This window comes from Ruegeria sp. BI7, assembly GCF_056537925.1.
This window is the reverse complement of the sequence record NZ_JBQFSK010000009.1, coordinates 1-25,800: the sequence shown is the minus strand read 5'-3', so window position 1 is coordinate 25,800 and position 25,800 is coordinate 1. Positions and strand designations below refer to the sequence as shown.

The 25,800-nt window shown below is 54.0% G+C and carries 24 protein-coding genes; 6 read left to right on the top strand and 18 right to left on the bottom strand.

Translation table 11 applies throughout. From position 1 onward, the window contains the following. Positions 1-13: 13 nt before the first annotated feature. The 5 genes from ACR0JB_RS17280 to ACR0JB_RS17260 all read right to left on the bottom strand — a co-directional run bounded on the left by ACR0JB_RS17280 (position 14) and on the right by ACR0JB_RS17260 (position 5,994). Positions 14-1,906, bottom strand: a complete 1,893-nt coding sequence (locus tag ACR0JB_RS17280; protein WP_170397565.1) for a bifunctional sugar phosphate isomerase/epimerase/4-hydroxyphenylpyruvate dioxygenase family protein — start codon at positions 1,904-1,906, stop codon at positions 14-16. Next, positions 1,906-3,201, bottom strand: a complete 1,296-nt coding sequence (locus ACR0JB_RS17275) for a TRAP transporter large permease (protein ID WP_058282995.1) — start codon at positions 3,199-3,201, stop codon at positions 1,906-1,908. The genes ACR0JB_RS17280 and ACR0JB_RS17275 overlap by 1 nt, the downstream gene beginning before the upstream one ends. Continuing rightward, positions 3,198-3,773, bottom strand: a complete 576-nt coding sequence (locus ACR0JB_RS17270; RefSeq protein ID WP_170397567.1) for a TRAP transporter small permease — start codon at positions 3,771-3,773, stop codon at positions 3,198-3,200. Before ACR0JB_RS17270 ends, ACR0JB_RS17275 begins: the two co-directional genes overlap by 4 nt. A 30-nt stretch (positions 3,774-3,803) precedes the next feature. Further along, positions 3,804-4,814, bottom strand: a complete 1,011-nt coding sequence (locus ACR0JB_RS17265) for a sialic acid TRAP transporter substrate-binding protein SiaP (RefSeq protein ID WP_170397570.1) — start codon at positions 4,812-4,814, stop codon at positions 3,804-3,806. Between the two features lie 88 nt (positions 4,815-4,902). Further along, the gene (locus tag ACR0JB_RS17260; protein WP_480790113.1) at positions 4,903-5,994 is read right to left on the bottom strand and encodes a Gfo/Idh/MocA family protein; all 1,092 of its coding nucleotides are present in this window, start codon (positions 5,992-5,994) and stop codon (positions 4,903-4,905) included. Positions 5,995-6,203: 209 nt separating this feature from the next. Between ACR0JB_RS17260 and ACR0JB_RS17255 the strand changes: the two genes are divergently transcribed. Together ACR0JB_RS17255 and ACR0JB_RS17250 are read left to right on the top strand one after the other, a co-directional pair. Continuing rightward, a complete protein-coding gene (locus ACR0JB_RS17255) occupies positions 6,204-6,857 on the top strand; it encodes a GntR family transcriptional regulator (RefSeq protein ID WP_480790112.1) in 654 nt (217 codons plus the stop codon). A 333-nt stretch (positions 6,858-7,190) separates the two neighbouring features. Next, on the top strand, positions 7,191-8,024 hold the full coding sequence (locus ACR0JB_RS17250) for a hypothetical protein (RefSeq protein ID WP_170397576.1): 834 nt from the start codon (positions 7,191-7,193) through the stop codon (positions 8,022-8,024). Here the strand turns inward: ACR0JB_RS17250 and ACR0JB_RS17245 are convergent. The 4 genes from ACR0JB_RS17245 to ACR0JB_RS17230 form a co-directional block, all read right to left on the bottom strand. Beyond that, the gene (locus ACR0JB_RS17245; RefSeq protein ID WP_217355406.1) at positions 8,008-8,541 is read right to left on the bottom strand and encodes a hypothetical protein; all 534 of its coding nucleotides are present in this window, start codon (positions 8,539-8,541) and stop codon (positions 8,008-8,010) included. The two genes, ACR0JB_RS17250 and ACR0JB_RS17245, sit on opposite strands and share 17 nt — an antisense overlap. A gap of 566 nt (positions 8,542-9,107) precedes the next feature. After that, positions 9,108-9,515, bottom strand: a complete 408-nt coding sequence (locus ACR0JB_RS17240) for a universal stress protein (protein ID WP_170507071.1) — start codon at positions 9,513-9,515, stop codon at positions 9,108-9,110. A gap of 60 nt (positions 9,516-9,575) precedes the next feature. Further along, complete coding sequence (locus ACR0JB_RS17235; protein WP_170507068.1) at positions 9,576-10,025, bottom strand: phasin family protein; 450 nt, start codon at positions 10,023-10,025, stop codon at positions 9,576-9,578. A gap of 131 nt (positions 10,026-10,156) precedes the next feature. Continuing rightward, positions 10,157-10,627: a c-type cytochrome gene (locus ACR0JB_RS17230; protein ID WP_082643718.1), complete on the bottom strand. Its 471-nt coding sequence runs from the start codon at positions 10,625-10,627 to the stop codon at positions 10,157-10,159. A 263-nt stretch (positions 10,628-10,890) separates the two neighbouring features. On the opposite strand from ACR0JB_RS17230, the gene ACR0JB_RS17225 reads away from it, so the two are divergent. After that, on the top strand, positions 10,891-12,111 hold the full coding sequence (locus tag ACR0JB_RS17225) for an APC family permease (RefSeq protein WP_170507065.1): 1,221 nt from the start codon (positions 10,891-10,893) through the stop codon (positions 12,109-12,111). Between the two features lie 48 nt (positions 12,112-12,159). Further along, complete coding sequence (locus ACR0JB_RS17220) at positions 12,160-13,776, top strand: MFS transporter (protein ID WP_480645288.1); 1,617 nt, start codon at positions 12,160-12,162, stop codon at positions 13,774-13,776. A gap of 9 nt (positions 13,777-13,785) precedes the next feature. Here the strand turns inward: ACR0JB_RS17220 and ACR0JB_RS17215 are convergent, their stop codons facing one another. From ACR0JB_RS17215 to ACR0JB_RS17175, 9 genes are all read right to left on the bottom strand, one after another. Further along, entirely contained in the window at positions 13,786-15,360 is a 1,575-nt protein-coding gene (locus ACR0JB_RS17215) for a trypsin-like peptidase domain-containing protein (RefSeq protein ID WP_170397476.1), read from the bottom strand. A gap of 150 nt (positions 15,361-15,510) precedes the next feature. Beyond that, positions 15,511-16,014, bottom strand: coding sequence for an Hsp20/alpha crystallin family protein (locus tag ACR0JB_RS17210; protein WP_170397478.1), 504 nt, complete (start codon positions 16,012-16,014; stop codon positions 15,511-15,513). Positions 16,015-16,210: 196 nt separating this feature from the next. Next, positions 16,211-17,329, bottom strand: coding sequence for an ABC transporter permease (locus tag ACR0JB_RS17205; RefSeq protein ID WP_480790111.1), 1,119 nt, complete (start codon positions 17,327-17,329; stop codon positions 16,211-16,213). Further along, positions 17,330-20,026: a ribosome-associated ATPase/putative transporter RbbA gene (rbbA, locus tag ACR0JB_RS17200; RefSeq protein WP_226688891.1), complete on the bottom strand. Its 2,697-nt coding sequence runs from the start codon at positions 20,024-20,026 to the stop codon at positions 17,330-17,332. After that, on the bottom strand, positions 20,023-21,018 hold the full coding sequence (locus ACR0JB_RS17195; protein WP_170359684.1) for an HlyD family secretion protein: 996 nt from the start codon (positions 21,016-21,018) through the stop codon (positions 20,023-20,025). The genes rbbA and ACR0JB_RS17195 overlap by 4 nt, the downstream gene beginning before the upstream one ends. A gap of 347 nt (positions 21,019-21,365) precedes the next feature. Then, positions 21,366-21,743 (bottom strand): SnoaL-like domain-containing protein, encoded by a 378-nt coding sequence (locus ACR0JB_RS17190; RefSeq protein WP_425081532.1) that lies wholly within the window; start codon positions 21,741-21,743, stop codon positions 21,366-21,368. A gap of 29 nt (positions 21,744-21,772) precedes the next feature. Further along, a complete protein-coding gene (locus ACR0JB_RS17185; RefSeq protein ID WP_170377371.1) occupies positions 21,773-21,913 on the bottom strand; it encodes a hypothetical protein in 141 nt (46 codons plus the stop codon). 288 nt (positions 21,914-22,201) lie between these two features. Further along, positions 22,202-22,987: a formate/nitrite transporter family protein gene (locus ACR0JB_RS17180; RefSeq protein WP_480790110.1), complete on the bottom strand. Its 786-nt coding sequence runs from the start codon at positions 22,985-22,987 to the stop codon at positions 22,202-22,204. Positions 22,988-23,336: 349 nt separating this feature from the next. Further along, positions 23,337-23,783: a universal stress protein gene (locus tag ACR0JB_RS17175; RefSeq protein WP_480790109.1), complete on the bottom strand. Its 447-nt coding sequence runs from the start codon at positions 23,781-23,783 to the stop codon at positions 23,337-23,339. A gap of 375 nt (positions 23,784-24,158) precedes the next feature. Between ACR0JB_RS17175 and ACR0JB_RS17170 the strand changes: the two genes are divergently transcribed. Next, on the top strand, positions 24,159-24,539 hold the full coding sequence (locus ACR0JB_RS17170; protein ID WP_170397487.1) for a hypothetical protein: 381 nt from the start codon (positions 24,159-24,161) through the stop codon (positions 24,537-24,539). 133 nt (positions 24,540-24,672) lie between these two features. Beyond that, entirely contained in the window at positions 24,673-25,197 is a 525-nt protein-coding gene (locus tag ACR0JB_RS17165; protein WP_058283452.1) for a flavodoxin domain-containing protein, read from the top strand. Positions 25,198-25,800 lie beyond the last annotated feature (603 nt).

Genomic DNA, 25,800 nt, shown 5'->3' with positions numbered 1-25,800 from the left:
TCATCCAGCACGATCATTGAGTTTGCACCTCTTTCACGGTCTGGATTTTGCTTTGCGCGGCGAGGCGAATGGGTGCGTTACGCGCGCCATAACCGGCATAGCCCATGCGGCGTTCAACAATTTCGAAGAAGAAGCCGTTAAAGATGGGGCGGCTGTATATCTGAAAATACTCGGCACCTGCTGCCCGGTCGTAGAGAATGTTACCCCGGCGCAGTTGGGCAACCAAATCGTCATCCAATCCGTATGTCGCTTGCAGATCTACGTAATAGTTTTCAGGAATGGATAGGCTGGGAAATCCGGACTTGAGCAACTGGGCTGAGGTTTCAAATATATCGTCAGACTGGAAGGCGATGTGCTGAATACCAGCCCCAAAGCCATCTTCAAGGAACGAAGCCGCCAGAGTTCGGCGACCAACTGCCCCGTTCAGGTTCAGGCGCACTTCGCCTTCGGGGCTTTCGATGGCCTGGCTTTGCACGACGCCGGACGGGTCGGCCACATTCACGATAGGCGACTTCTCCATCTCAAAAGTCGAGATGTAATACAGTAGCCAGCTTTGCATTTCATCATGGCTCATCGTCTGTGCCAGATGGTCGATACGGCGCAAACCGGCGGGCTGGGTCGCTTTGGTTTTCGCTACCGGCTCAAATTCGATATCCCAAACCCGATGCAGATCGGATTTCTCATCAATGAAATGGACGACATTGCCGCCGACACCACGGATGGCCGGAATATCCAGCTCTCCTGTTCCCACCGGCTGCGAGAAATTCGGAGCGCCCAACGCGGTCGCACGCTGGACCGTCTGATCCGCATCTTTGACACGCAACCCCATGTCACAAACCGAGGGGCCGTGGCCCAGGAACGCCGACTGGGCAAATCCGTCCTTTTCGGTATTCACTACGATGTTAATAGCCCCCTGCCGCCACAGCTCGACGGACTTGCTGACGTGCTTTCGCTCCATTCGAAAACACATTGCTGACAGCATGTCTGCCAATTGGGTCCCACTCGTTTCGTCGGCTGTAAACTCAACGAATTCGAAGCCTGAGGCGTAAACGCGTTCAGGCAACTTCGGGATACCAAAGTTCGTTCCGGGCTCGGTCCGCGACACCTCGTCCAAGAGGTTCACCAGCGACCTATAGCTGTCTCGGGCCAGTGTTCGGCCACCGGGTTGAGGAGCTGCTTCGTTGACGCGCGCAATGGACCAAGGCCCCTTGTACCCGGCGCGGGACAACACCCGCACGAAACTTGCAAGGTTCAGTGATCCGAGCCCGGGAAGAAGCCCAAAGTGCCGTTTGAGCCGACGTATATCCATCTCAAGTCGGGGTGCATCTGACAGTTGCACATGGAACAGCCGCTCTCCGGGAATGTCCCGAAGGCGGGCGGGTTTGGACCCGTCGGCAAGCGAGAAGAATGAGTTCAAGGCCAACCCCAAATGAGGGCTGTCGATGGCTTCAACGACGCCTAACGCCTGCTCATCCGAGTGAACAAGATCCGACCATGGCAAGCCCATATAGGCCAGACGCAACCCCATCTCTTTCGCGATCTTGGCCGCCTCGCCAAGGTCCGCGATTACCTGTTCTTCGGTTGCAGCAGCATCGACCTCGTAAGCAGACCCGATTAGCAGTAATTCTGTTCCCAACTCGCTCATCAGGTCGAGTTTGCGCTTTAGCCGATCAAAAGCGCGCTGCCGACCGCTGCCGGATTGACCTTCGAGGTTATGGAAGGGTTGTAGCAGGCAAATCTTCAGGCCGAGGTCTGATGCAATATTCCGGATTTGCGATGGCGGCCCATCAAAAGCGGTCAAATCCGGTTCGTGTAGTTCGACACCCCCGAATCCCGCGTCAGCGATAGCACTCAGCTTTTCAGCCAGATCACCGGGGATCGACGTTGTCGAAACCGAAAGGCACATTAACCCTGATATCCAAACATACGCGGCAACCACAGGACCAGATCAGGCATCAGCATCATGATCACCAAGGCGAAGATGAGAACCGCCAGGAAGGCCCAGATTTCCGAGATGATTTCGCGCAGCGGAATATCCGTCACGGCGTTGATCACAAAGAGTAGAATGCCATAGGGCGGCGTGATCAGACCGATCATCGAGTTCACGACGACCAGCACTCCGAAATGCACCAGATCAATCCCAAGCGCTTCGCAGGTGGGAATGAACAGGGGCACAATCACAAGAATGATCGTCGTTGCGTCCAATACGCACCCTAGTGCGAGGATTAGCAGGTTGACGAGGATCAGGAACACAATCGGACTAACATCTGAACCCTCCAGCAGTGCCGAGATCGACTGTGGAATCTGTTCCTGAATGACGATGAAGTTCAGAATGAACGCGCCACCAATGACCACCCCGACGGCGGCGGAAGAGCGCGCGCTGTCGACGAACACTTGATAAAGGCCACGGAAGGTCAGTGCGCGGTAGAACAGCGCTGCCAGTAGCAGGGCGTAGAATGCAGCCACTGCGGCGGCCTCTGTCGGAGTAGTGACGCCGCCATATATGCCGTACAGCAGAATTGCGGGCATGAGCAGTGCCGGGAACGCGTTGGCGGTTTTAGCCGGCAACTCGCGCAGCGGAACAGGTTCTTCCAATGCAAAGTTCCGCTTTCCGGCCAGATAATAGTTCATCGCCATCAGGACGATGCCCATGATCAGACCCGGCAGAATGCCAGCAAGGAACAGCGACCCAATAGACGCCTTTGAGACCAGCGCATACAGAACCATCGGGATCGACGGCGGAATGATCGGGCCGATCGTCGCCGAAGCCGCCGTGATTGCGGCTGCATAACCTCGGCTGTAGCGGCCATCCTTGGTCATCATTTCAATGATTATCTTGCCGATCCCTGCAGCATCCGCGACGGCTGAGCCGGACATGCCGGAAAAGATCAGAGACGCCACAACGTTGACGTGCCCAAGACCACCCTTGAAGCGCCCGACCGCAGCGACACAGAAGTTCAGCAACCGGTCGGTGATCGATCCCGCGTTCATGATATTGGCGGCGACGATGAACAAAGGCACGGCAAGCAGGATCGTGCTTTTGTAGAAACCCTGCAGGATTTTTTCACCCGCCAGTGCAACGTCCAGCCCGGCGACACCCAGATACATAAGTGACGCCAGCAGGATGGAATACCCGATAGGAGTCCCGATGCCTGCCAGAACAAAGAGTGTGAGCAGGCAGGAAAGAAGTTCAAAACTCATTTGCTTGCGTCCTCGTCGTCTTCCACATCAACACGGGGATGTTCGTCGACCACGTTGTATCCCACGACCATTTCAAGTTCGGTTTTTGGTGGGCCGTTGCGCATGATGTCAAAAAACAGCCATGCATACCGCGCGGCTACGACCAGCATGAACATGGCATAGATCGAAAACACGGTGCGCAGCGGTATCTTCTCACCCGAAAAGGGATTGCGTACCGTCGCGGTCTTGCGGATTTTCATCCAATCGATGTAATCCCACGTCGGCAGGAAACTGTAGAGCATCCCGACCACGATTGCCGCGGCCGCCAGCATCGCAAATACCTGGCGCACCCGCATCGGTACCGAAAGGTAGATGATGTCGAACTTTACGTGATCCCGCTCGCGCACGATGAAAGCGCAGCTAAAGAAGATCACCCAGACCCAGAGGATGCCGATTAGTTCTAGCGTCCATCCGGCAGGGGTGAAGAAATAGCGCAATAGAATTTGCAGAAGGAAGATCAGGAAGATTGCCGCCAGCATCCCGCCGGCAATCGCTTCGGTCAATCGGGAGAACCCCTTGATGAATTTTTTCATTGTGGTTCTCCCTCCCTTGTCCAAGTGGCCTTAGTTGCCCAGAGCGTTGATCTGCTCGAGAACGCCATCCGGCCATGACCCGGCAAATTCGCTTTCCAGATACATGGTCTGTACCTGATCACGGAACGCTGCGAGATCGGGTTCGTAGACCTCCATGCCCTGCTCCTTGAGGAAGCTGACGAGGTCCTCTTCCTTCTGCAGCTGTTTCTGGCGTCCCGATTCAGCCGCAGCATCTGCCGCTTCCTGAACTTTTGCCTGTTGTTCCGGGGTCAAACCGTCCCAAACCTCTTTGCCGATGGCGATATAGTTCAGGTCGACCAGATGCGATGTCAGGACGATCTGATTGGTTACTTCGTAGAACTTGGCATCAACCACAGTCGGCAATGGGTTGTCCTGACCGTCAACGGCACCGGTCGACAGCGCGGTATAAACCTCGGAGAAGGCCATTGGTGTCGGTGCGGCACCCAGCGCTTTGCCAAGGAACTGCCACGCATCGGTGCCCGGCATCCGCAGGTTCACACCCTCCAGATCAGCCGGAGTGCTGACGGTCAGTTCATCCTTGGGTTGGCGCAGGTTCACCTGACGACGGCCCAGATACATGACCGACAGCAGTTTGACGCCCAGTTCTTCTTCGGCCTTTTGCTTGAAGGCATCCATCAAGGGATCGTTGAAGACAGCCACCTGATGCGCCGCGTCCTGGTGGACATAGCCAGCGGTAAAGATCGAAAACTCGGGGAAGAACTGTGCCAGTTCCTGCGCCGAGGTGATCGACATTTCCAGGTTGCCCCGGCTGATGGCATCAAGCTCGGTGCCCTGAGCGAAGATGGTGCCATTATAGCTTGGCTCATAACTTGCGAAATCGGCGACCATGGGCGCGAAAACCTCGGCCATGGCGACCGAGCGCTGGTCGGTCTCCGACCCTGACGTTGCGAGACGTAGTTGCACTTTGTCTTCCGCCAGCGCACCACTTGTAGCACTAAACAGAACACCGGTTGCGACCAGGGCTGATACAGCAGCCCGGCGGGTAAGTTTGGTAATCACTTTGCTCCTCCCTGAGACATCATGATGCATTTTTCCGATTCTGAGTTTTGACCTATTTTGGACTTTTTGCAAGATTTTTTGCAAAATATCAGATATTTTTCATTACCTGCAATTTCTGTTGTTGCATTTCCTGAAGGTTTCTTATCCTGACAGTCTCGCCATTCCTGCAGGAATTCTGAATAGCTTCAATGACTTGAAGCGTTCTGAAACCTTCCCATCCGGACACAATCGGATCTGCTTCGTGCCGAGCAACCTCGACAAAATGCCTGAGCTGATTGACCAGCGGGTCAGAGGAACCCTTCTTTAGCGCAGTTGACGAGATTGGCATCCACCAATCCCTTTGCTCATTCTGGTAGCTCCAAAGTCGAAGATCTGGGACGGACAATGACCCATGAGATCCACCAATCATGTAGCTACTCTCAGTGGTCGACGGGTAGATTGGATATTCCCGGGACGTCATCTCCCAGCTCCACGGAGCAACGATGCTGTCGGACACAGTTATGGTCCCAATCGCCCCGCTTTCAAACGTCAACAGCGCGCCGGCAACATCTTCGTTGTCGTAACCGCGTTGCGATGCAGCCGACTGCGCCTGAACGGTCACGACCTCCCCAGCCAGATACCGCAGAAGATCCACATCATGGACAAGGTTGACCGAGATGGGTCCTGCACCAGGTTTCTTTCGCCAGGGCGCGGCATCAAAATATTCGTCGGGCTTATAGAACCAGCAATTCGCATGGACAGCGCGAACATCTCCGATCTTCCCATCTACAATAGCTTCTTTGGCCGACTTGATAAGGGGATTGTGCCGGCGATGATGTCCGACCATCAGTGGCACATTGGCCCTCTCCGCTTCCAGGACAAGCTCCAGTGCTGCAGCGGCTTCCACGGCGATCGGTTTTTCGACGAGAACGGGACAACCATGTCGAATACACGTGAGGCCTTGTTCGACATGAAGCGTCGTGGGAGTCGCAAGCACAGCTCCGTCCGGCGTCTGATTTGCAAACATTTCCTCGAGGGTCTCGTAACATGCGACCCCGTGCTCAACAGCGTACGCGCGGCCTTCGTCGCTGGGATCGACTACCGCAACAAGATCAACATGACGTAACGCTCGGATGGCGTCTGCGTGGCGGCGTCCAACAAGACCAATGCCGACAATGGCAATGCGAAAGTTCTTAGACACTTTGCTTCCTTCCGGAGGGTCCGGAAAAATCCCGAAACCGAAGATTGCGACCGGGCTGCATTGCCCAACTTGGCCACGACCGTATTGGGGTTTTGCCGATTCCACAATAATGTATGGTATTTTTATTTTTACCATACATCAGTTTGGATTGCTGATGTCTGCGAAAAATGCTAAATGAACGAAGAAACTAATAATATCGGGTGAAACGCATGGCGAAACAGTCGTCTACGATAGGTGCAAGCACCTATCAGCGCATCAAGCGGGATATCATCTTCGGGGAGTTGCAGCCCGGCTCCAAACTGAAGCTGGACGCCTTGAAGGAACGCTATTCGGCAAGCCTTTCGACACTTCGTGAAACCCTGAACAGGCTTGCCAGCGACGGATTTGTCGAAGCTCCGGAACAAAGAGGCTTCTTGGTTACGCCGGTCTCCCGCGAAGACCTGACCGAGATATCAGAGTTGCGTGTCCTGCTGGAATGCCACGCGTTGGAAATGTCCATTGCGAATGGCGACACGGACTGGGAAGGCAACCTCGTTGCCGCGCACCACAAACTGCACCTGATGGAACAGCAGCTTCTCAAGGGCGACGAGTCCGAGAAAGAAACCTGGAAACGATATGATTGGGAGTTTCACCAAGCGATGATCGCGGCCTGCAACTCCAAGAACCTTCTGTCTCTGCACTCGATCATCTACGACAAGTATCTGCGGTATCAGATGCTCGTGCTGACCTATCGCGGCGAAGAGGCCGTCAAGGAGCATAAGGGCATGTTCGATGCCGCATTGGCCAGAGACGCGGGCACCGCTAAGAAGCTGTTGGTAGATCACATCCGAAACGGTCTTTCACATACGCTGGAGGCTATGTAGCTCGCTGTTGTTGCCGCCTATCTCCATCACCTGAATCAGCGGCACGGGACCTGAAAGGCAAGTTTAATTACTGTGCTTACCAGACGAATTCCGTAAGTTTATGATTCAACATCCGAACCCGCTTCATCAGGCAGCCGTTTAAACAAGGATGAGAACGCTAACCCATTCACGCACCAGACGTGCATATTGCCGTGTTGATACATGCGGCCTGTTGTGGAGCCGGCTTGGAAAGAGACAGGCACACCCGCGCATCTCGGAGCTACATACCCAGGTCCAGATGGAGTCGCGTGTGTTTTCAGACACCTCGAACTGTACTGGCCGGTTTGTCTTGCTTTGTACAGTCGTCACCCGGTCGCGCACCCGATCTCCGCTTACAAGATCGGCGACCTTCAGTCGGACGAGGTCGCAACCCCGCAACTTGCTGTCGATCGCCAGATCCCGGAGATTGCCTGCGAGTTCGAGGCGGGCGCGGATGGCCCAGACCTGTTTTGGAAGCAAGGGTCGTTTCTGGCCGACCAGCCGTCCCTTGTTCCAGGGCGTACGCTTCGGTTTGAAGGCGGGGAGTTGGATTTTGGACATGAGCTTTCCTCAATCCGTCCCTCCCGCTCCATGCGTCGACATCGTGTTGACCGGCTGATTCTACGCAAGAAGTCGAATGGCAGGTTTCGGAATGCCATTACGTTCGATGCCGCCGCACTGCCGCAAGGCCGTTCCGAGCCCTTAGTGGCGAATCCTGCGTCGCTCAAAAACGGCCGCATTGCGCAGAAAGCGGGCTATGCAAAGTTCGTCAAACCGCCTCAGCCAGGCTTTGTATTTTTGACACCATCGCTGCAAAGCACTCGACTTGGCCGAGTTGGCGTCGATCATGGGGAGCGGTTTTCTAGTTTCAGCATCGTTGTAGGCACGAGAATTTGGGAGAGCCGCCTCAATCGCCATAGCGCTCCTAATACTGTTAATGGTGTGACGGTGGCCCGCCAAAGCGCCGTTTTCGTGAAAGGTGCTGCCAAAAGAACCAAGAGACAGGCTGGAGCTAAAATAAGTGAAACCGCTATTGTCATACTTCTTGTCGTTCAGTCGACACTTGAAACATCAGTCTCAATGCGATTGCATTTCACGCACCTACACGGTTGTTTGCAATCAAAGTTCAGCGTCAAAATTGAGTATTGAAGCCAGCAAAGATCTGCCATTTTGCCTGCCCTGGCCCTTTGCTCGCAACTGAGTACTGCGGTTCGACAAAAACGTTGTAGGTGATGTCCTTCTTTTTGAACACTTGCCCGATACCCAAGCCGATTGGCACATTATAGCCGTCCGATTCAAAATCGTAGGTCATTATTGGCGCTGACCTTAGGTATGTCCCTCTACCGAGTTGGTAGAACAGAAAAGGTTGAAAAGCTCCGATATTTACATCCTTTGCATCACTGTCTCCGGCAAAACTGGCTTGCCAAGTCAGAAGGTAACCGTATTGGAATATCGGTGACGACGCATTGAACAATACGTTCGCGATACCGGCTGACCATTTTTTAGATCCAGACCCATCCGTCGAACCTGTTGGCGCGGTTAATTGAGGACCAACACCAAAGCTAACAGCCGGATTTCCAATATCTATAAGGTAAGCGGCAAAAACGTTGAGGTCACCAACGCCCGTCGTTTTCCCACTTTGTGCCGGGAATGAATTTAAAGGCAAAGAGGCCCTTAGAACCCAATTTGTGTTCCCCAAGCTCAAAGGTTGCGCATACCTGAGCCAAAACTGATTGCCAGTTTGGTCCGTTCCGGAAATATCGCCAATATAATAGTTCTGAACGTTGACCGCTTTGAAATTTGCCAGCGGATTATTCGCCTGACGTCCAACAGGAAATGTGGAACGTCTCTGATTATTGACTCATTCGACTTTCAAAACCTCAACATATGGGCAAATCACGTCATTCAATTCTGACCCAAACGTCAAGCATTTCTGACCCAATACGCATAACGGTCGTTCGTCAATATTGCAGCCAATGCCTCAAAGGAGCCCAACCCGTGAATTTGATTTTCTCGCTGCGAGCGCTCGCAGCACGGATTTTGCCGCGAAGGCATCATCTTTAGCGCGGCAATGCTGTGTTAACAGCCGCCATTCGTGTCGGGCGCAGCAAGATTTCGTCAGGCAAGGAACGAGTCGCGGGACAAAGGGTAAATTCGCCGCGTTTGCGCCAAGGTCTGCAATATCGAGTAACCGGCCGCATAATCGACGTGCGGCACTCACCAGAAACCGTTTCAGCGGATCACGTGGACAGAACAATTGGCGTGGTGAACGACCCGGTTTGCAGTTGACCCAATAAAAATGTTCTCGATCCCCGGCTTGTGTGAGGCCAGCACTATGCAATCGATGTCATTTTCATTTGCGAAGTCAACGATCGCGCGGCCAGCGCTCCCCGAGACAAGGCGCGGTTTCGCACCCGATAGCTCCGCAGCATTCCGATGTAAGCTTTCCTGAAGTTCTCTTCGCGTATTTGCCAGAACTTCCTCGGGTATCTGAGATGCCACATATGCAGGGATCGGTTCCTGCACATGAAGCACTGTGAATTCCGCATCGGCATTCGCCAGCAAACGAGCAGCTTCAAATGAGGCCTGTGTATCGTGATCTTTGTCCAGTGCGACTGGTACCAGAATGTTTTTATACATATGAGCTACCTTCCATTGCTCCAGCTGCGATCGTTCCGACCTCTGCGGTGATACGGCTCTCTATACCGGATCGGATTTCGGAGATTTACCCGCCTTCTTAGCTGTGCTTGCAACATCATCCATTGTCTTTTCCACAGCTTTGACTTCGGTTTCCGCTGCATATGCTGCACATCGGGCAACTGTTTCGAACCATTCCTGAGCGTCAGCCACAAGGCGTTCGGCTGAATGCTTCTGCCACTCTGCTATGGATTGCAGCGCTTTCGCCGGATCAGTCGGGTCTGCAGCAGACGCCGAGCGCGCAGCTTCCAGCGCGGTTCGCACAGCCTCGTGACGCCTCTCAAACCAATGTTGAGCAAAGGCCTCTGCCTCTTTCAGTGACTTCTCCTGCGTGTCCCAAAATTGCTCAAGCTGAGCGCCCAGAAACGGATTGGCTGTAGTAGTCGGCTGCATCTGCTTGAAAATATCTACAAGTGCGTTGGAGTAACTTGATTTTGGCTTCTCTTCAGGCATCGGAGATTCCTCCTCATCTCTAAATGCTGAATATTAACTGAGATCGTGGAAACTTGCCTTAATGTAAATCAACCACCGCCGGCAAACGTGGTAGTGGTGTCCTGCAATCCAAGGGTGGACTTTGTGCCAACCTATTCGGTCTGTATAGCCTCAAGATACGCAATCACATTCGCCAACGGCACACCTGCGAACATCGGTTGGCCGTCAGGCATCGTCAGCGCAACTTTTTGATCCGAATCCAAAGCTGGTCCAAAAATGGGCATTTCTCCACCATGCGCGAGCAATGGTGCGCGACCATCAATTTGACGCGCCACCGCCTCAATCGGAAAAACACCGTCGTTTTGGGCCGCGAGCCTCGTCAGATCAGGTGTCCTTATCGCCAGCATCTCCGCCATTGGACCATCTCCTGTGGCCTCGAAACCATGGCATTGCCAACAATAAGTTCTGTAGAGATCGTGCCCATTTTGAAGGTCAATATCCTGCGCCAGTGCAGCACTTGCAGCAAATATTGACAAAAGAAGTCCGCGACAAACTAGCATCTGTTCCTCCTCCGAGATCAGCATTTCGAGTTGAAAATACGCGATATCGAATGAATGCTTCATTGATCTCGCTCATATTCAACCTTTGAGTACCAGCTGGGAAAAACCATCACGAAACGACGGTCGCAGCATTCGGATCCGCCTCTCTGATCAGTCTTAGCGCCTGATGATATAGATCAATGCCAAATAAAGAATTACATTTCAAAGTATGAATGTTTCAGAAGAAGCTCGGCATGAGCGGTGATGAGCCCTTGGTTTATCATCGGGGTGCTTGTTTGCGGCACAGCTTCGGTAACCCGGCAATTGCCCATCAAGGAGTGAGGTGAATGCATACAGTTGATCCACCGTCCCCTAAACTCCGACGTTCTCTCACCACCCCGTTGCTTACATTATATGGGCTCGGTGTTACCGTCGGTGCGGGAATTTATGTGCTCGTCGGCGCAACCGCCGAGGCCGCGGGCCCTTATGCTGCAGTTTCGTTTCTTGTTGCAGCGCTCGTCGTTTCGCTGACGGCTTTGTCGTACGCCGAACTCGCGACACGCTATCCCGTAAGCGCGGGTGAAGCGGCATACGTTGAAGCGGGATTTCAAAGGGGCTGGATGGCGGTTCTAATCGGTCTTGCCGTTGCTGCGTCTGGGATTATTTCAGCCTCCGCTGTTGCGATTGGGGCGGCCTCATACCTTCACACCCTGACGGGGCTTGGCACCGCATTGCTTACGATCGGTGTTGTGTCGGTCATGGGGCTGATTGCAACCTGGGGCATTACACAATCGGTATTTGTGGCAGCCGTGATCACGGTCATCGAGATCGCGGGGCTTCTTTTTGTGATTGGCTGGGGCATGTCTGTGCAGGAACCGCAAGGCCATGAAATTAGTGAGATGATTCCGGGACTCGAGCTCAGTACCTGGCGCGGTATTATGGCGGCATCTCTGCTGGCATTTTTTGCCTTTGTCGGCTTTGAGGACATGGCAAACGTCGCCGAAGAGGTAAAAGACCCAACCCACACAATTCCAAAGGCTATCCTTTTGACGCTCGTTCTGGCGACGGGTTTGTATCTAGCGACCTCGATCACGGTCCTGCTCGTTGTTCCTATCGATACCTTGTCGACCTCGGCCGCCCCACTCACGCTGGTTTTCTTCGACGCACCCGAAGTGATTAAACAGGGGTTCGCCGCAGTCGCAGTCGTTGCAACAATCAATGGCGTCCTGATCCAGATGATTATGGCGTCGCGGGTGATCTATGGTCTTGCCGACCGGGATCATCTTCCGAAAATACTGGCGACTGTCCCGCAGGTTACCCAAACACCGGTCGTCGCAACCCTGTTGGTAGTTGCGATAATTCTTCTGCTGACGCAAACTTTGCCAATCGGCATACTGGCGGAACGCACATCCCAGATCGTTTTGGGAGTGTTTGTTTTGGTCAACATCTCGCTGATATTGCTGAAGTCCCGGCCAGGGTCAACTCGGGAACATTTCCGCGTACCTCTTGTTGTGCCAATCCTTGGGGTGCTGACCAGCGCTCTGCTTTTTGGTGCCGGATTTCTCTGAGAGGAAAACCGACAGTACAGGGTCATCAGAACGGGGTCCGACTGACGCATGAACACTGACCGATCAACACTTGGAAGGCGGATTTCAGGCTGGTGGCACCGGACTTTCGTTGATCTGGTCGCGCAATTGCAATGGTCTTACCTGCCACCATTGATGGTTTACTTTGCGGCCGGGGTTTCGGGGCTAACATCCGTCGTCGGTGCGTTTTTTCTTAAGGACTATCTGAATCTATCCGCCGCTTTTGTTGCGGGATTGGCATTCTGGGCCGGGTTGCCGTGGATTCTAAAAATGCCGCTGGGTCATCTAGTTGATCTGTTCTGGCGCTGGAAATCCCTGCTGATTGTTGTTGGCGCATCCTTTATCACGGCGTCATTGCTCATCATGTACAGGCTTGTGGCTGCGCCTGACCAAATGGCCGGCATTATGCCACTTGAGGATTGGTACGTCGTTGCCTTGATGTTGGCTCCTTCAGGTTATGCCATTCAGGATGTCGTTGCTGACGCCATGACAGTCGAAGCAGTGCCGCAATCGGACCGAGACGGACGCGCGTTTATTCAGGACGAAGTTCGTGCCCGGCACACCACCATGCAGACCCTCGGCAGGATTGCGATCATATCCGGGTTTGCAGGGGTCGCCGCGGTTAACATCTGGATTTTTTCGGGGGCGGAAAATCTGGAGCAAGCCGATCGTTTGGTTCTCTACGGGCGGGTCTATCTCATTGCCCTGGCTATCCCACTGTTGTCTGTCAGTGGAGTGGTTCTTCACGCTCTGATACAGCGTCGCCTCGTTCGTCGAGGACACCTTCTGCACAGACCAGATCAAACCACCGAAGTCAGGTGGCCGATACTGCTGGGCGGACTTGCGTTTGTTGTTCTCAGTATAGTGTTGGGAACCGCAAATTTTGCCTTCGCGCAAGAGACCGTTTTTGCGGTGTCGCTCACGGTCATTCTCTACCTCATGTCGCGTTTGCTGAGAGAGCTGGAGTCGAAACAGGCCAAAGTTCTGATCGGGACAGCAACTATCATATTCGTTTTTCGAGCAGTTCCCTTGCCAGGACCGGGCCTGACCTGGTTCGAGATCGACGAGCTTGGGTTTGACGAACAGTTCCTGGCCATTCTAGCGCTTCTGACCTCACTACTTGCTCTGCTTGGCCTTATTATCCTCAGGCCGTTTATGGCAAGTCGTTCGATTGCGCAGGTTGTAGTGTTACTCACGATTGCCGCCGGAGTGCTGTCCCTGCCAAACCTTGCCTTGTACTACGGGGTGCATGAATGGACGGCCGCGCGCACAGGTGGGGTCGTGGATGCAAGGTTTATCGCCATTCTTGACACAGCCGTTGAGTCACCGCTGGGTCAGATCGCGATGGTCCCAATGTTGGCTTGGATCGCGCGCAACGCCCCAACACATCTGAAGGCTACCTTTTTTGCGGTCATGGCTTCGTTCACCAACATGGCATTGTCAGCAAGCAGTCTCGGTACAAAATACCTGAATCAGATCTTTACCGTTACCCGCGTGGTTACCGATCCCAGAACGGGTTCCGTTGCCTCCGTCGCTGACTATAGCCATTTGGGGAACTTGCTGATTACCGTGGGCTTGATCTCTGTCATCATCCCACTGGCTGTGGTTTTTCTGGTGCAAAACTCGCCTTATCAGACGCGCGATTGAATATGCGGATCAATCGCTTTCATCGAGAAGTATCTTGAGGTGTGACACCGGAACGCCAATATTCGAGCCGCCAAATTCGGGTAAGATCGCGGCATTGATAGCAACCACCTCGCCGTTTCGGTTAAGGGCAGGTCCGCCGCTTCCGCCGGTTGTGGTTTCAGCATCATAAACGACTGCACCGGGGCTGGTCTGGGCGACGATCCCCCGGCTGGCCAGAGGCCTGATTTTGTTCTGCTCTGAAAGGTGTTTTGCAATAGTCCAGAAATCGACGGCGCCGTCTCTCTCAAGCGTTTTCAGAAAATCCGGCCCAGCCTGCACAATCAAGGCCTTAAGGCCAGTCGGAAATCCAAGCAAGAAAACTTCTTCACCTGCTCGCGTCGGGTGAGGTGCCAGTGAGAGTCCAAGCCCTTGAACACGGTTCGCATCAACGGACAGAAGCGCCAGATCGGCCGTTTTGCTTGCCCTAAGCAATACCGCTTCCATTGGCTTGGATTGTTCTGGAAGATAAGCCAGCAGGCTAAGTATCTCGGCTTCAAGCCCTGCTGCCTTCAGGGCCTGCGCCCGATCCCCGGTCGTCCAGGGCAAGGCGACATGACGGTTGGTCACCAAAAGAGAGGTGTCCTGCAATAGAAACCCGGTTCCGGTGAACTGAAATTCTGCCGGCGCGCCTTCCGCATCTGGCTCAATCCATGGTTTTCCGAATGGAGTTTTTAGTTTCTCCCCGTCCGGGCCAAGCACATGCCGCAGCAATTTGCCGCTTTCGGTCTGTCGCAATCCGTAAGCACCCTGGATAAAGGCAATAGATCGCGTCGAGGCTGTGATAACTCGCCTTGACGCACCAGCGCGTTCTTCCAAAGTGCCAAGGCGCTGCTCGGTGGAAATCACCTGGTTGTCAAACGCTTCTCTGAGCGCGACCAGATCATCCGCCGTCAGTGCATCTTCTCGCGTCTGCGTAAGCATGACAGCAACCGCCTCGATCTTGAGAGACTCCTGTTTAAGGCTGTCCGCCAGCTTCCGATCGTTCTGAAAAAGCAAATAGCCAAAGGCAAAGATCAGAAGAAGCACACCGATAACGGTAACCCTGAACAAAACCGTGGTTTGTGATGTCAGCCGACGCCCGCCTTCGCGCAGCGCACCGGACATTTTTCTGGCGAAGGGTCGTCGGCTGGAGCGCGCATACACATAAGCGTCACTTATTATGTCTTCGACCGTGTGATGTGCCGGGAATGAGTGGTCACACACCCTGTAGCGCGACATGGGCCCCTCTGCACCGAACTCAATCATGTCGCCATGCCCAAGAACTGCCGAAGCAGTTTTTTGACCATTGACCCAGATATCCCGGCCAGGCAAAGCGTTTAGCGCGTAACCGCCTTGCGACCACTGAATCGTTGCCACGTCTTCGTCATGCGGGGGCAAATCCTCTTTTCGCCTGAACTTCAGGATACGATCAGGACCCACCGAAGCAGCCAAAGCGTTGCCGACAAGCCAGGTAACGGTTCCGCGGGACGGCCCCGTCAAGCTCTCCAGAAATGCACGGACATCGCCCGTTTCAGTTTCCACATCGCTTTTGTCCGGCGTCCGCATTGTCCATCTCAGTACTCTAGCCCTATTGGCACATTATCATGCGCAGCAGTGAAACCGCTATGGTGGGCAATAGTGTGCTCGTTTTAAGAACACCAAGGGTCCGCGCATGCTGCCCGGACCATGAAGGTTGCGTGTGCGCCTCCATTGCGCCTATTTCGATGAGACCTTGATCTTCCGGCTGGGATCCTGAGGTTCGGTTTTCGGCATCGTGACGTGCAGGACACCTTTGTCGAACGCAGCGGAAATCTCCTCGATATCGACTGCATCAGGCAGCGTCATTGTCCGGGTGAAACTGCCATAGCTTCTCTCGCTAACGCGCAGATCGCCTGTGTCATCATGCGTAACATTCTTCTGGCCCCGCAGCGTCAATCTACGGTCTTTGATTTCGACTTCGACGTCGTCTTCTTTGAGACCCGGCAATTCAGCCGTGAGAACGATCGCTGTATCCGTTTCGTGGATGTCAATCGCCGGCGAAATCGCACCCGTCATGTCCAACGACGGGAAGCCCGTGCGTTGCGCGGCTGTTTCCAGCGGAAGGAATGGCGCTGCGCCCCCGAAAAAACGCGACATCATGGATTCCATTTCGCGTCGAAAATTATTAGAGAGCGGATGTGTTCCAGCAAACAGTTGCGGGGTATTTTTGTCTTCAAGCATTTTCTGATCCTCCTCCTTTGGTGCGATTGGGGGGAGGCGGTATTATTGCAAAAAACGCGTATAATTACCTTGATCTTGCGCAAGCAAGCGTCCTCGGTATCGCGCCAAAAGGACAACCCGGCCGTATCAGTATTCCGAATGAAACAAGGCGCATTACCGGTCATACGTCCAGGCCAAAGGGTAAACTGATCTGACTCTATTGCGCCACCGAGCGTCTGAAAAGCATCAGGCTTGACGCCAGAAGGATTGCGCCGAGTAACGCCATCCATAAGAACTCTGGCCAGACCGTCTCAAACCTCGCCCCCTTGAAGATGATGGATTGGCTGGCGGACATGTAATGGCGGGACGGAAGGATCGATGTTCCGACCTGAAGCCAGTCGGGCTGCCCCTCGATCGGTGTCTCTCCTCCTGACAGCATCAGCATCGGAAGGACAGTCAGCATTACCAAAAGCGCGAACTGTGCCATTGAGCGCGCAATCGTTGCAAGAAAGACCCCAAGTGCGGTTGCTGTGAAGAGAAACAGGGCGGTGCCAAAAAGAAACAACACCTTCGACCCCGCGATGTTGATCCCCAGGAAACCTTGCATAACAAAGGTCAGCGATAAGGCGGCCGCGACAAGAACCACCGCTGCGTTTGCCCAAATCTTGGCCATCGCAATGTCAAACGGGGTAAGCGGCATCGCAAGCAGGTGTTCAATTGTGCCATGTTCACGCTCGCGGATCATTGCGGCACCGGTGAGGATTGTGGTCAGCCACATGATCTGGCCGATGAGCGCCACGATGCCGGCAAAACGAACAGTATCACGGTTGGGATTGAACGCACTGCGCATGATGATATCGACGGGCAATGACTCAGCCAGGTCCGCACCAATGGCAAAGCGACGGATCTCGGCGCTGAGGATATTGACGATATAGTTTGCGCCAATCCCGGCCTGTTCCATCGCCGTCGCATCAATCAGAACCTGGATTTCAGGTGAACGCCCGGCGCGAACATCTTTCTCGAACCCTGGTGGCACCGCGACCACAAACAGGAAATGCCCGGCATCCATCTTTTCGGCTCCGGTACCCGGTGCGATCTGGACAACGGGTTGAAACTCCGGAGGGAAGAATGCCGTGGCAAGAGACCGTGAAAGGGGCGAGCCATCCTCATCGGCAAATGCAATGGAGGCATTGTTGACCGAGTTCGAAACCCCCGTCGCCTCCATCACGGGTGCCAGCGTGAATGACCAGACCAGCAGCGCCATCATCACCCAATCACGCCGAAGGCTCATCATTTCTTTCAAGCCAAGCCAGAAGATGCAGGACAACCGTTGCATTCATTTCTCCTGCGCTCGAAGTAAAAGGGCAGCGATCAACGTCAGCACCGGTCCGAAACAGGCCAGGGCCAGAAGATCAGGGGCAAGCGCATCCCAGCCCAGCCCTTTGGTGAATGCACCGACATTCAGATGCAGGAAGTAGGATGACGGCCAGAGCGATCCGATTGTTTGCGCGCCGCCTTCAAGCGTTGAAACCGGCTGCAGCAGGCCCGAGAACTGAATCGTAGGTACGACCGAGGCGATGGCGGTGGCGAAGGTAGCGGCCACCTGGCTTGAGGTCATGGTCGCAATGAGCAGCCCATAAGATGTGGTCGCCCAGACATACAGCAACGCGCCGATTGCCAGGGGAGCCGGGTTGCCTTTGAGCGGTACATCAAAAACAAGGACCGTCATTCCGGCCAAGAGCAGGAAATTGGCGAACGCGATTGCGATATAAGGGATTTGCTTGCCAACCAGAAACTCAAGCCGCGTCGTTGGCGTCGCATAGAAATTGGTGATTGTTCCCAACTCTTTTTCACGTGCGACGCTGACCGCCATCAGAACTGCCGGTAACATTATCAAAAGGATCGCAGGCATGGCCGGGGCCATTGCGGCAATACTCTCGAAACTCTGATTGTACCTGAAGCGTGGCTCGATACGGGCGATCTCGACCGGATGCACACCGTTTTGGCGGGCCATTGCCGCCAAAAAGGTATTGTGGAGCCCCGCCACATAGCCTTCTACAGTCTCGCCTTTGAACGGAATTGCGCCGTCCACAATTGCGAGCACGTCCGTTGCTTCAACAGAGCGGATCTTGCGCCCAAAGTCAGGTGGGAGTTCGACAACCAGCGAGGCATCTCCTCGGGCCAGCCGTTCATGGCCCTCATCGATACTCGTCAGTGGCTGCGTTGGGTTGAAGTAGCGCGATCCTGAAATCTCTGCAATGTAGGCGCGGCTTTCTGGCCCCTGTGACAAATCCAGTACCGCGAAATCCAGTTCTTCGATGTCCAGCGTAATCCCATAGCAAAAGACCAGCATCAGGATCACCGAGCCCAGGAACGCAAACGCCAAACGCACGCGGTCGCGCAAAATCTCGATGGTTTCACGCTTCGTGTATGCCAGTGTGCGCCTGATACCCCCGCCAGCGCTGTCATCAAGGGCATGAACCGATGCCTCAGGAGCTTTCACCGGTGCCGGAGGGTCAGCTGCCTTCAATACCGTGACAAATGCTTCTTCCAGACTGTCTACCTGTGCCCCGGCGATCAACTCATCCGGTGTTCCCTCAGCCAGAACACGGCCCGCGTGCATGAACGACACCCGATCACAGCGCTCTGCTTCGGCCATGAAATGGGTCGAGACGAAAATCGTCACTTCTTCATCTCTCGAAAGCTCAATCAGCAATGCCCAAAACGAGTCGCGCGCCTCAGGATCCACCCCTGAAGTTGGTTCATCCAGGATCAGTACGCGAGGTCGGTGGATCACAGCGACCGCCAGGGAGAGACGTTGCTTGATGCCAAGTGGCAGCGCCGTGGCCAGCATGTCCATATGTGCAATCAGGCCAAAGCGTTCCGCCAGTTCATCGATACGCCTATCGCGGTCCGTGATCGCAAAGATGCGGGCATGTAGCTGGAGGTTCTGCCGAACGGTCAACTCGCCATAAAGCGAGAATGCCTGACTCATATAGCCAATCTCGCGTCGCATCCTCAGGTCGCGTGCATCAACCGGTCTTCCGAACAGTAGCGCCTCACCGTCACTTGCGGGCAGAAGACCTGTCAGCATTTTCATGGTGGTCGACTTGCCGCAGCCGTTCGACCCGAGGAAGCCGAAAATCTCACCACGTTTGATCGAGAATTCGACGTTATTGACTGCCGTGAAATCGCCAAAGCGCCGCGTCAATCCGCGTGCCGTGATCACTGGGTCTGCCTCAAGGTGATGTGTGGGCGCTTTCCTTGGTGCGATCAGGGGATCTCCGTGCGCCTGCAACCGCCGGTAGGACGTTTCAAGATCGCTGGCTTCCCCCTTCAATTCTGCCGGAGAACCATGGAAAAGCACGCGCCCGGCATCCATCGCGACGATAAAGTCGAATTGTTCGGCTTCTTCCATATAAGCTGTCGAAACCAGTATGGAGAGGTCGGGTGTAGCCTCTCGGACCGCGTCGATCAGCGCCCAGAACTGACGCCGCGACAGTGGGTCGATGCCGGTGGTCGGCTCATCCAGAACCAAAAGCTTAGGGTCATGGATCAGTGCACAACACAGCCCGAGCTTTTGCTTCATGCCGCCCGAGAGTTTTCCCATCAGCCGATCAGAGAATGGCGCAAGCCCGGTTGCCGATAGCAATGCTGCGATCCGGATGTCACGCTCCTGCTGCCCCTGTCCGAACAAACGCGAAAAGAACTCAAGGTTCTCGCGCACCGACAATTCTGCATAGAGGTTCCGGCCCAACCCCTGCGGCATAAATGCGATCGCAGGGCAGATTTTGTGACGATGGGCACGGTCGTCGATTGGGCCTCCGAGAACATTGATTGTGCCGGATTGAAGCTTCTTCGCGCCGGTGATCAATCCCAAAAGCGTTGATTTGCCAACCCCGTCAGGCCCGATCAACCCAATAAGCTGACCAACCGGCAGATCAAGCGACAGGTTATCGAGTGCAATGCGCTGGCGGTACTTATGCGTGACACCACTGACGCAGAAATCAGATGTGCCCGCCTGGGAACTCATTCGAACAGTTCGGGTGGAATCCGCCTTTCCAGATATTCCGGCCATACACTGTCAGAAGAAAGCCTGATCACAGCGATACCGCGAAGGCCGGTTTTCACATGTTCGATCCGTTCTGTGATCAGATCCTCAGGAATGCGAACTCGAACGCGAAAGACCAACTGTTCACGCTCGCTCAATGTTTCTACCTGCTTCGGAGTGAACTGGGCTTCGGGGGATACAAAAGTGACGGTTGCAGGAACGGCAAAATCCGGCAAGGCATCAAGTACGATGCGCGCCTCAGCCCCGATGGGCAGCAACCCCGCTTCGCGTGCGGGCAGGTACACGTCCATATAGACGTTTTCTAAGCTGAGAAGCGTAAGGATCGGCTCACCCGCGCCAACAACTTCACCGGGCTCAGCCAGTCTGTAAAGAATGCGCCCCGGCATAGGGGCAACAAGCGAAGCATCCTCGATCTGGGCGACGATCCGGCGCACTTCGGCTTCGGCAGCCGCGATCTGGCTGTCCGAGGTTGCAACCCGGGCCTTGGCGGCACCCAGAACGGCGTCGGCAACCTGAAATGCGGTTTCGCGATCTTCAAAGACTGTCATCGAAATGTTTTGACCGGCCAACAGTGCCTTTGCCCGTTCCAGTTCCTGCGCCGCGCGACGCTGTTGGCTTTCTCGTTGGACAACAACAGCCTCGGCTTCGGCCTTGGCTTGACGCGCCAATGCTACTTCGGCTTTGGCGCGATCAAGCGCTGCAGACAGTTCATCGGTGTCCATCTCGACCAACAGTTCACCCACAACAACCAAGTTGCCTTCTGCCGCCAAAACCTGTGCAACCCGCCCTGCGAAAGTGGGGGCAATTTCCACTTGTTCGGCCTCTATCCGTCCATTGCCCTGTACAAATCCAACTGGCAATTCACTGCTGTCTTCTGAAACGAATATGTACAACGCCGCACCTGCGAGAAGGAGCATTACGACGATCAGTATTGCGCGCACATTCTTTTTCATGATCTGGCGTACCGCGGTTAAAGCTACTAGGTGACGTTATCTCAAACCCCGCAAAACGCTTTGTTTTGGATCAAACAGAGCCCTTTAGAGGGTTGTTCAGGCCAAACTCGGGTAGAAAACCGGCGCAGCAGTCTGATTGTTAACCCGCATCAATGGCTCAATGCGGATTTCACGGCGTGACTTTAGATTTCGGTTGCGCCGAACTGACGGAATTGTTGCGCATGGGCAAGCATCACGCGGTCGAAACAAATGCCCAATTGTCCATCCATCGTGTCAAAGCACTTACAAGTCACACTTCCAGCGTGCGGATGAAATCAACACTGCGTCAGTATTGCGGGTTGCCGCTGCTACTTCGGCAACATGAAGAACTCTTCCAGTACAATCTTTCCGTCTGCTACTGAATAAACTGCAATCTCACTCAAGGTGATACGTTGCCCAGTTTCCTTCTGCTTTACGACAGCCTTATATTGCACACTGAAGCGGTTTGGGGGATGAACATAGGGGCCATCGACGTCAAATTCGATGATTTCATGAGCTGCCAGCCAATCCTCTCTTTTCCCTTTGATAGCATCACGGCCTTTGGTGATGCGAAACTGCCGAACCGGAGGCACAACCGCTTCTATGGATTGAGCGTTCTCGGCATACATTTCATCAACATTTGCAAGGCCCCTGCGATTACGCATCGCCTGAACAAATGTTCTTCCAATATCGACTAATTCTTCCATGATAGCCCTCATTTTAGGCATCAACTGTATCACATCTTGCCTTTTCCAATCTTGACGAGGATCAATGAATTTAGATGTTGGCGAAGAATCCAGTTCGGGAACGAGAGGGCAACTAGTGCAGTGGCAAAGAACGGCCCAATTCCCGGCACCGTCATCAGCCAACGCGCCATCTTCCTGCCTCGTGGTCGGTGAGTTACCTCCGCATCCAACTCTCATATCTGACTGATCAACTGGCTCGCATCCCGATCAGCGGACTTAGGCAAGCCTGTGTCGCTTCCCCTTGTGTTGCACCATCATGCGACAACCGATATCGACCACGAAGACAACCATGCTCCTGGCATCTAGACTATTAAGTGCAGGAAAAGCTTGTTTTGGGCTGCACAATTAGACAACGCCTTCAAAACCAACTTAAACCGATCGTTTTGTTCTGGCGGGCGCAGTGATCGAAGAAGTGGGTCTTACCCTTTAGTAGCGCCAAGGTAAGCAAACCAGTAGGCCAAGGCGACTCCTCCCGCCCCGCCGACAATGTTGCCCAGAGTAACCCACAATAAATTGGTCGCCACTGAGAAAACCGGCACAGTTGCCCCCGCCGCCCAACCCTGCGGGAAGAAAAACATGTTCGCAATCGAATGCTCGAGTCCCAGCAACACAAAAGCAGTGACGGGCCACAAAACAGCGAGAACTTTGCCGGCAACGCTGCGGGCGGCAAAGGACAGCCATACAGCAAGGCATACCAACCCGTTGCACAGTGCGCCACGGGCGAAGGCCTCCATCGGTTCCAACCCCGCTTTGGCATCGGCTATCACCACGGCGGTATTGCCCATCGGCCCCTCGAGCAAACCGGTCAGAGAGAAGGCCAATGCAAGCCCGAGGGCGCCCACGAAGTTTCCGGCGTAGACGATGCCCCAGCTTCGAAACAGCAGTCGCAGTGGTATCTTGCGGTCGACCGCTGCGATCACCATCAAAACATTGCCGGTGAATAATTCTGCACCACCTGCGATCACCAGGATAAGGCCCAGGGAAAACACCGCGCCACCCAGAACGCGGATCGGCCCCGCAGCGCTGTCTGCGCCAGTAACCGCCATCGTATAGGCCGCTGCGCCAAACCCTATGAATGCCCCGGCCAGCATCGCAAGAACGAACATGGGTGCCAATGGCAACTTTGCCTTTGTGACCCCAGCAGTCTCAACTAATGTCGCAATTTCAGAGGGTTTATGAGCGTCGAACAGGCGCGGAGTGTTCATGTCGGGCTCCAAAGTTAGCACGGATTTACGTATCAGGGATTGTACAGTCTATCTTCTGACCTTGAACCAATGCACAAATAAGAAGGGGAAGTTCATCTGTTCCGCCACAGTTCGGGTAGTTTCGCCTAACACAGTTTGGTCTCCGGTCATCGCCACAGGCACCCATGACCTCTGTTTCAGCCTCCGTTTTCGTGCCACCGTCATGAAGCAGTGGATATCTGACTCCATTTTCACAGTCGGGAGTTCAGCGTCACGGGGTAGCCATCGAAACTTAATTCTGCCACGAGACTTCAATGCAAAGCTTATTGATCGTCATCGTTTTTGTGCCGATTGGGACCAAGTTTGAATTTTAGGCAACGGTCAAAACCGCACAAGTGGCATTCCGACTGATGCCTTGAGACGTGCTCCCTTGAATCAGGCTACCAATGCTTCCCAATCCGCGGCGGCCCGTCACAATCAAGTCAGCATTGCATTGCTCGGCGCATGCAATGATCTCGTCGACCGGATCACCGCGTTGGGTATGCGTTTGCGAAACCGTCTGATTGTATTCTTTGGCAATCTCTTTGCCCGCGGAAATGATCTTATCTGTTGCTTGCTGAACCTCTTCGTCTGAAGGCATTGTCGTGACGGCGTGATAGCCAGCAACAGCGCCCATTGCGAAAGCCACGGTTTGCGGCTGAGGTGTATGGACAAGGTGAATTTGGGAGCCATATTTGCTTGAGATATCACAGGCAACGCGTAGAGCTGCTTCTGACGCCTCTGATCCATCCAAGCCAACCACAATTATTTTGAACATGTCGCACTCCCTCCTTTGTGAGGGGGCAGTATGGGTGAACTTGCAGCAACTAGCATTGACTCAAATCAACACTTTTCGCTGCAAATTCGAGCGTAGCCGTCCGTCCATTTCCAGAAGATTCACGGTAACCGAACAAATTTAATGACCGTTGGAGCTGCAAGCTAGTCGCGCCAAAGGGGCGACAGCGTATTTTTACTGCAAAAAGCCTCCCGCAGGCACTGCTTTGTTCAAAGGGTGTCAATTTGGGTCCAATGATAAAGATCAAGAGTAATGGCGAGAAGAATTGCTATTATGGACGTGCTTTTCAGTCCCTTTGGCGAGGTTGGCAGCTTTCCTACGACACGAAATTCAATTTAATTCCTGAGGATAACGACTATGCAGCCCTCTCCGCCTTGGATTCGCCCAGCTGCAATAGCCGCGGCATTCTTCGGTCTCCTGACAATATTCTCCGGCGGAACGGCCCTGTTTGGGGGTGCCGCCGCTAAAGCAGCAGTTGGAGATGCAGTTCCACTCGTGCTTTGGTTCAATTTTCTGGCTGGGTTCGTCTATCTGCTGGGCGCATTCGCGCTCTATAAATCCTTAATCTGGGCTCATCGAATTGCCTGGGTGATTGGATTATCTACACTATTGGTGTTCGCTGTTCTTGTAGTTGTGGCTCTTATTGGAACGCCGTTTGAATGGCGAACCGTCGGAGCAATGATCATACGAACTGGATTTTGGCTGGCGATAGCTGTCGCGCTTTCCAGAACCGCATGAGCCGACCAAACGACGCCGCACCCGCGTCCAAATAACTTGGCAAGACAGTCACTTTTGATTGAGATCAAGGGCTGAAGCGAAAGGTTTCGGCATAGTTGGTGCGCTTTTCGGATCGATTTACGGGAGGATCGAAATGACAGTGCTGATTGCCTACGGCACCGTTGAAGGTCAGACTGCAAAGATTGCTCGTTTTATCAACGATGTCACAAGAAAAGCCGGCTACGATACAATACTGATCAACACCGGAGATCAGATACGACACGTGTCCCTGACAGGTGTGGACAGGGTCATTCTTGCGGCTCCTGTCCATGAACGCCGGCACCCTAAGCTATTCGAAGCGTTTGTTGAAACGCACAGAGACGCGCTTGCGTCCCGGAAGTCGCTAGTGCTTTCGGTAGGCCTAAAGGCGGCTTTTGCAAGAGGCCAGGAAGACGCCTGGGACTATCTCACCGAAATGCTGATGCGTACGCATTTTGAACCTGACCTAACGGCTTTGGTTGCGGGCGCTGTGCAGCCTGACAACTATGGGTATTTTGAAGAAGAGATCGTTCAGCATGTTGTCTTAAAGGATCAAAAGATCGATCCAAGGGACGGTGCTCGGGAGTTCACCGATTGGGACGCTTTAAGGGAAACCGTGGTAACATTCTTGGACAATTGATCCATCCCGTGGCTTAACTGCTGCCTTTCTTCAGTTGTCTTACCTGTAAATGTCGCCGCCACATTCCACCTACGCCAGTTTTAACAGGCGTTCGAATTCACTGAATTCCATTCGCATGCCGCCACCAGCCAGGCTATAGGATGCACGATATGACATTGAACAAGATGGCCATGATTGGGGCCTGAAATATTAAATTAGTGATGCGTGTCATTGGATCTAACTTCTTCGACTATCGTGTCTTGAGGTTATTCTCGAACCAGCCCTTCGAGAAACCGCAGTGCGTGCTCACCTCGTCCGCTCCTCAATGGTCGGTTCAGGTTGCAGCAAAAAAGGCAGTTTGGAATTCGGCAAAATTGTTCTTAGTGAATGACTGTTTCGGAGAGTTGTGCTGCATCGCAAGGATAGGCGTGCCGCAGGAGCGAAGACCTTCTGCACGAGCAATAGCCGCGGCTGCGAAAGGCGGGTTTGTCCGCATACGAGACATCGAGTAACTTTCAACGAATGACGGCTCTGCGAGACGAAGCTACCTGACGCAGACGCAGCGAAGTTGCTTCAAACAGGTCGTACAACTTTATCAAAACATCCGGACCACACAGTTCCCTC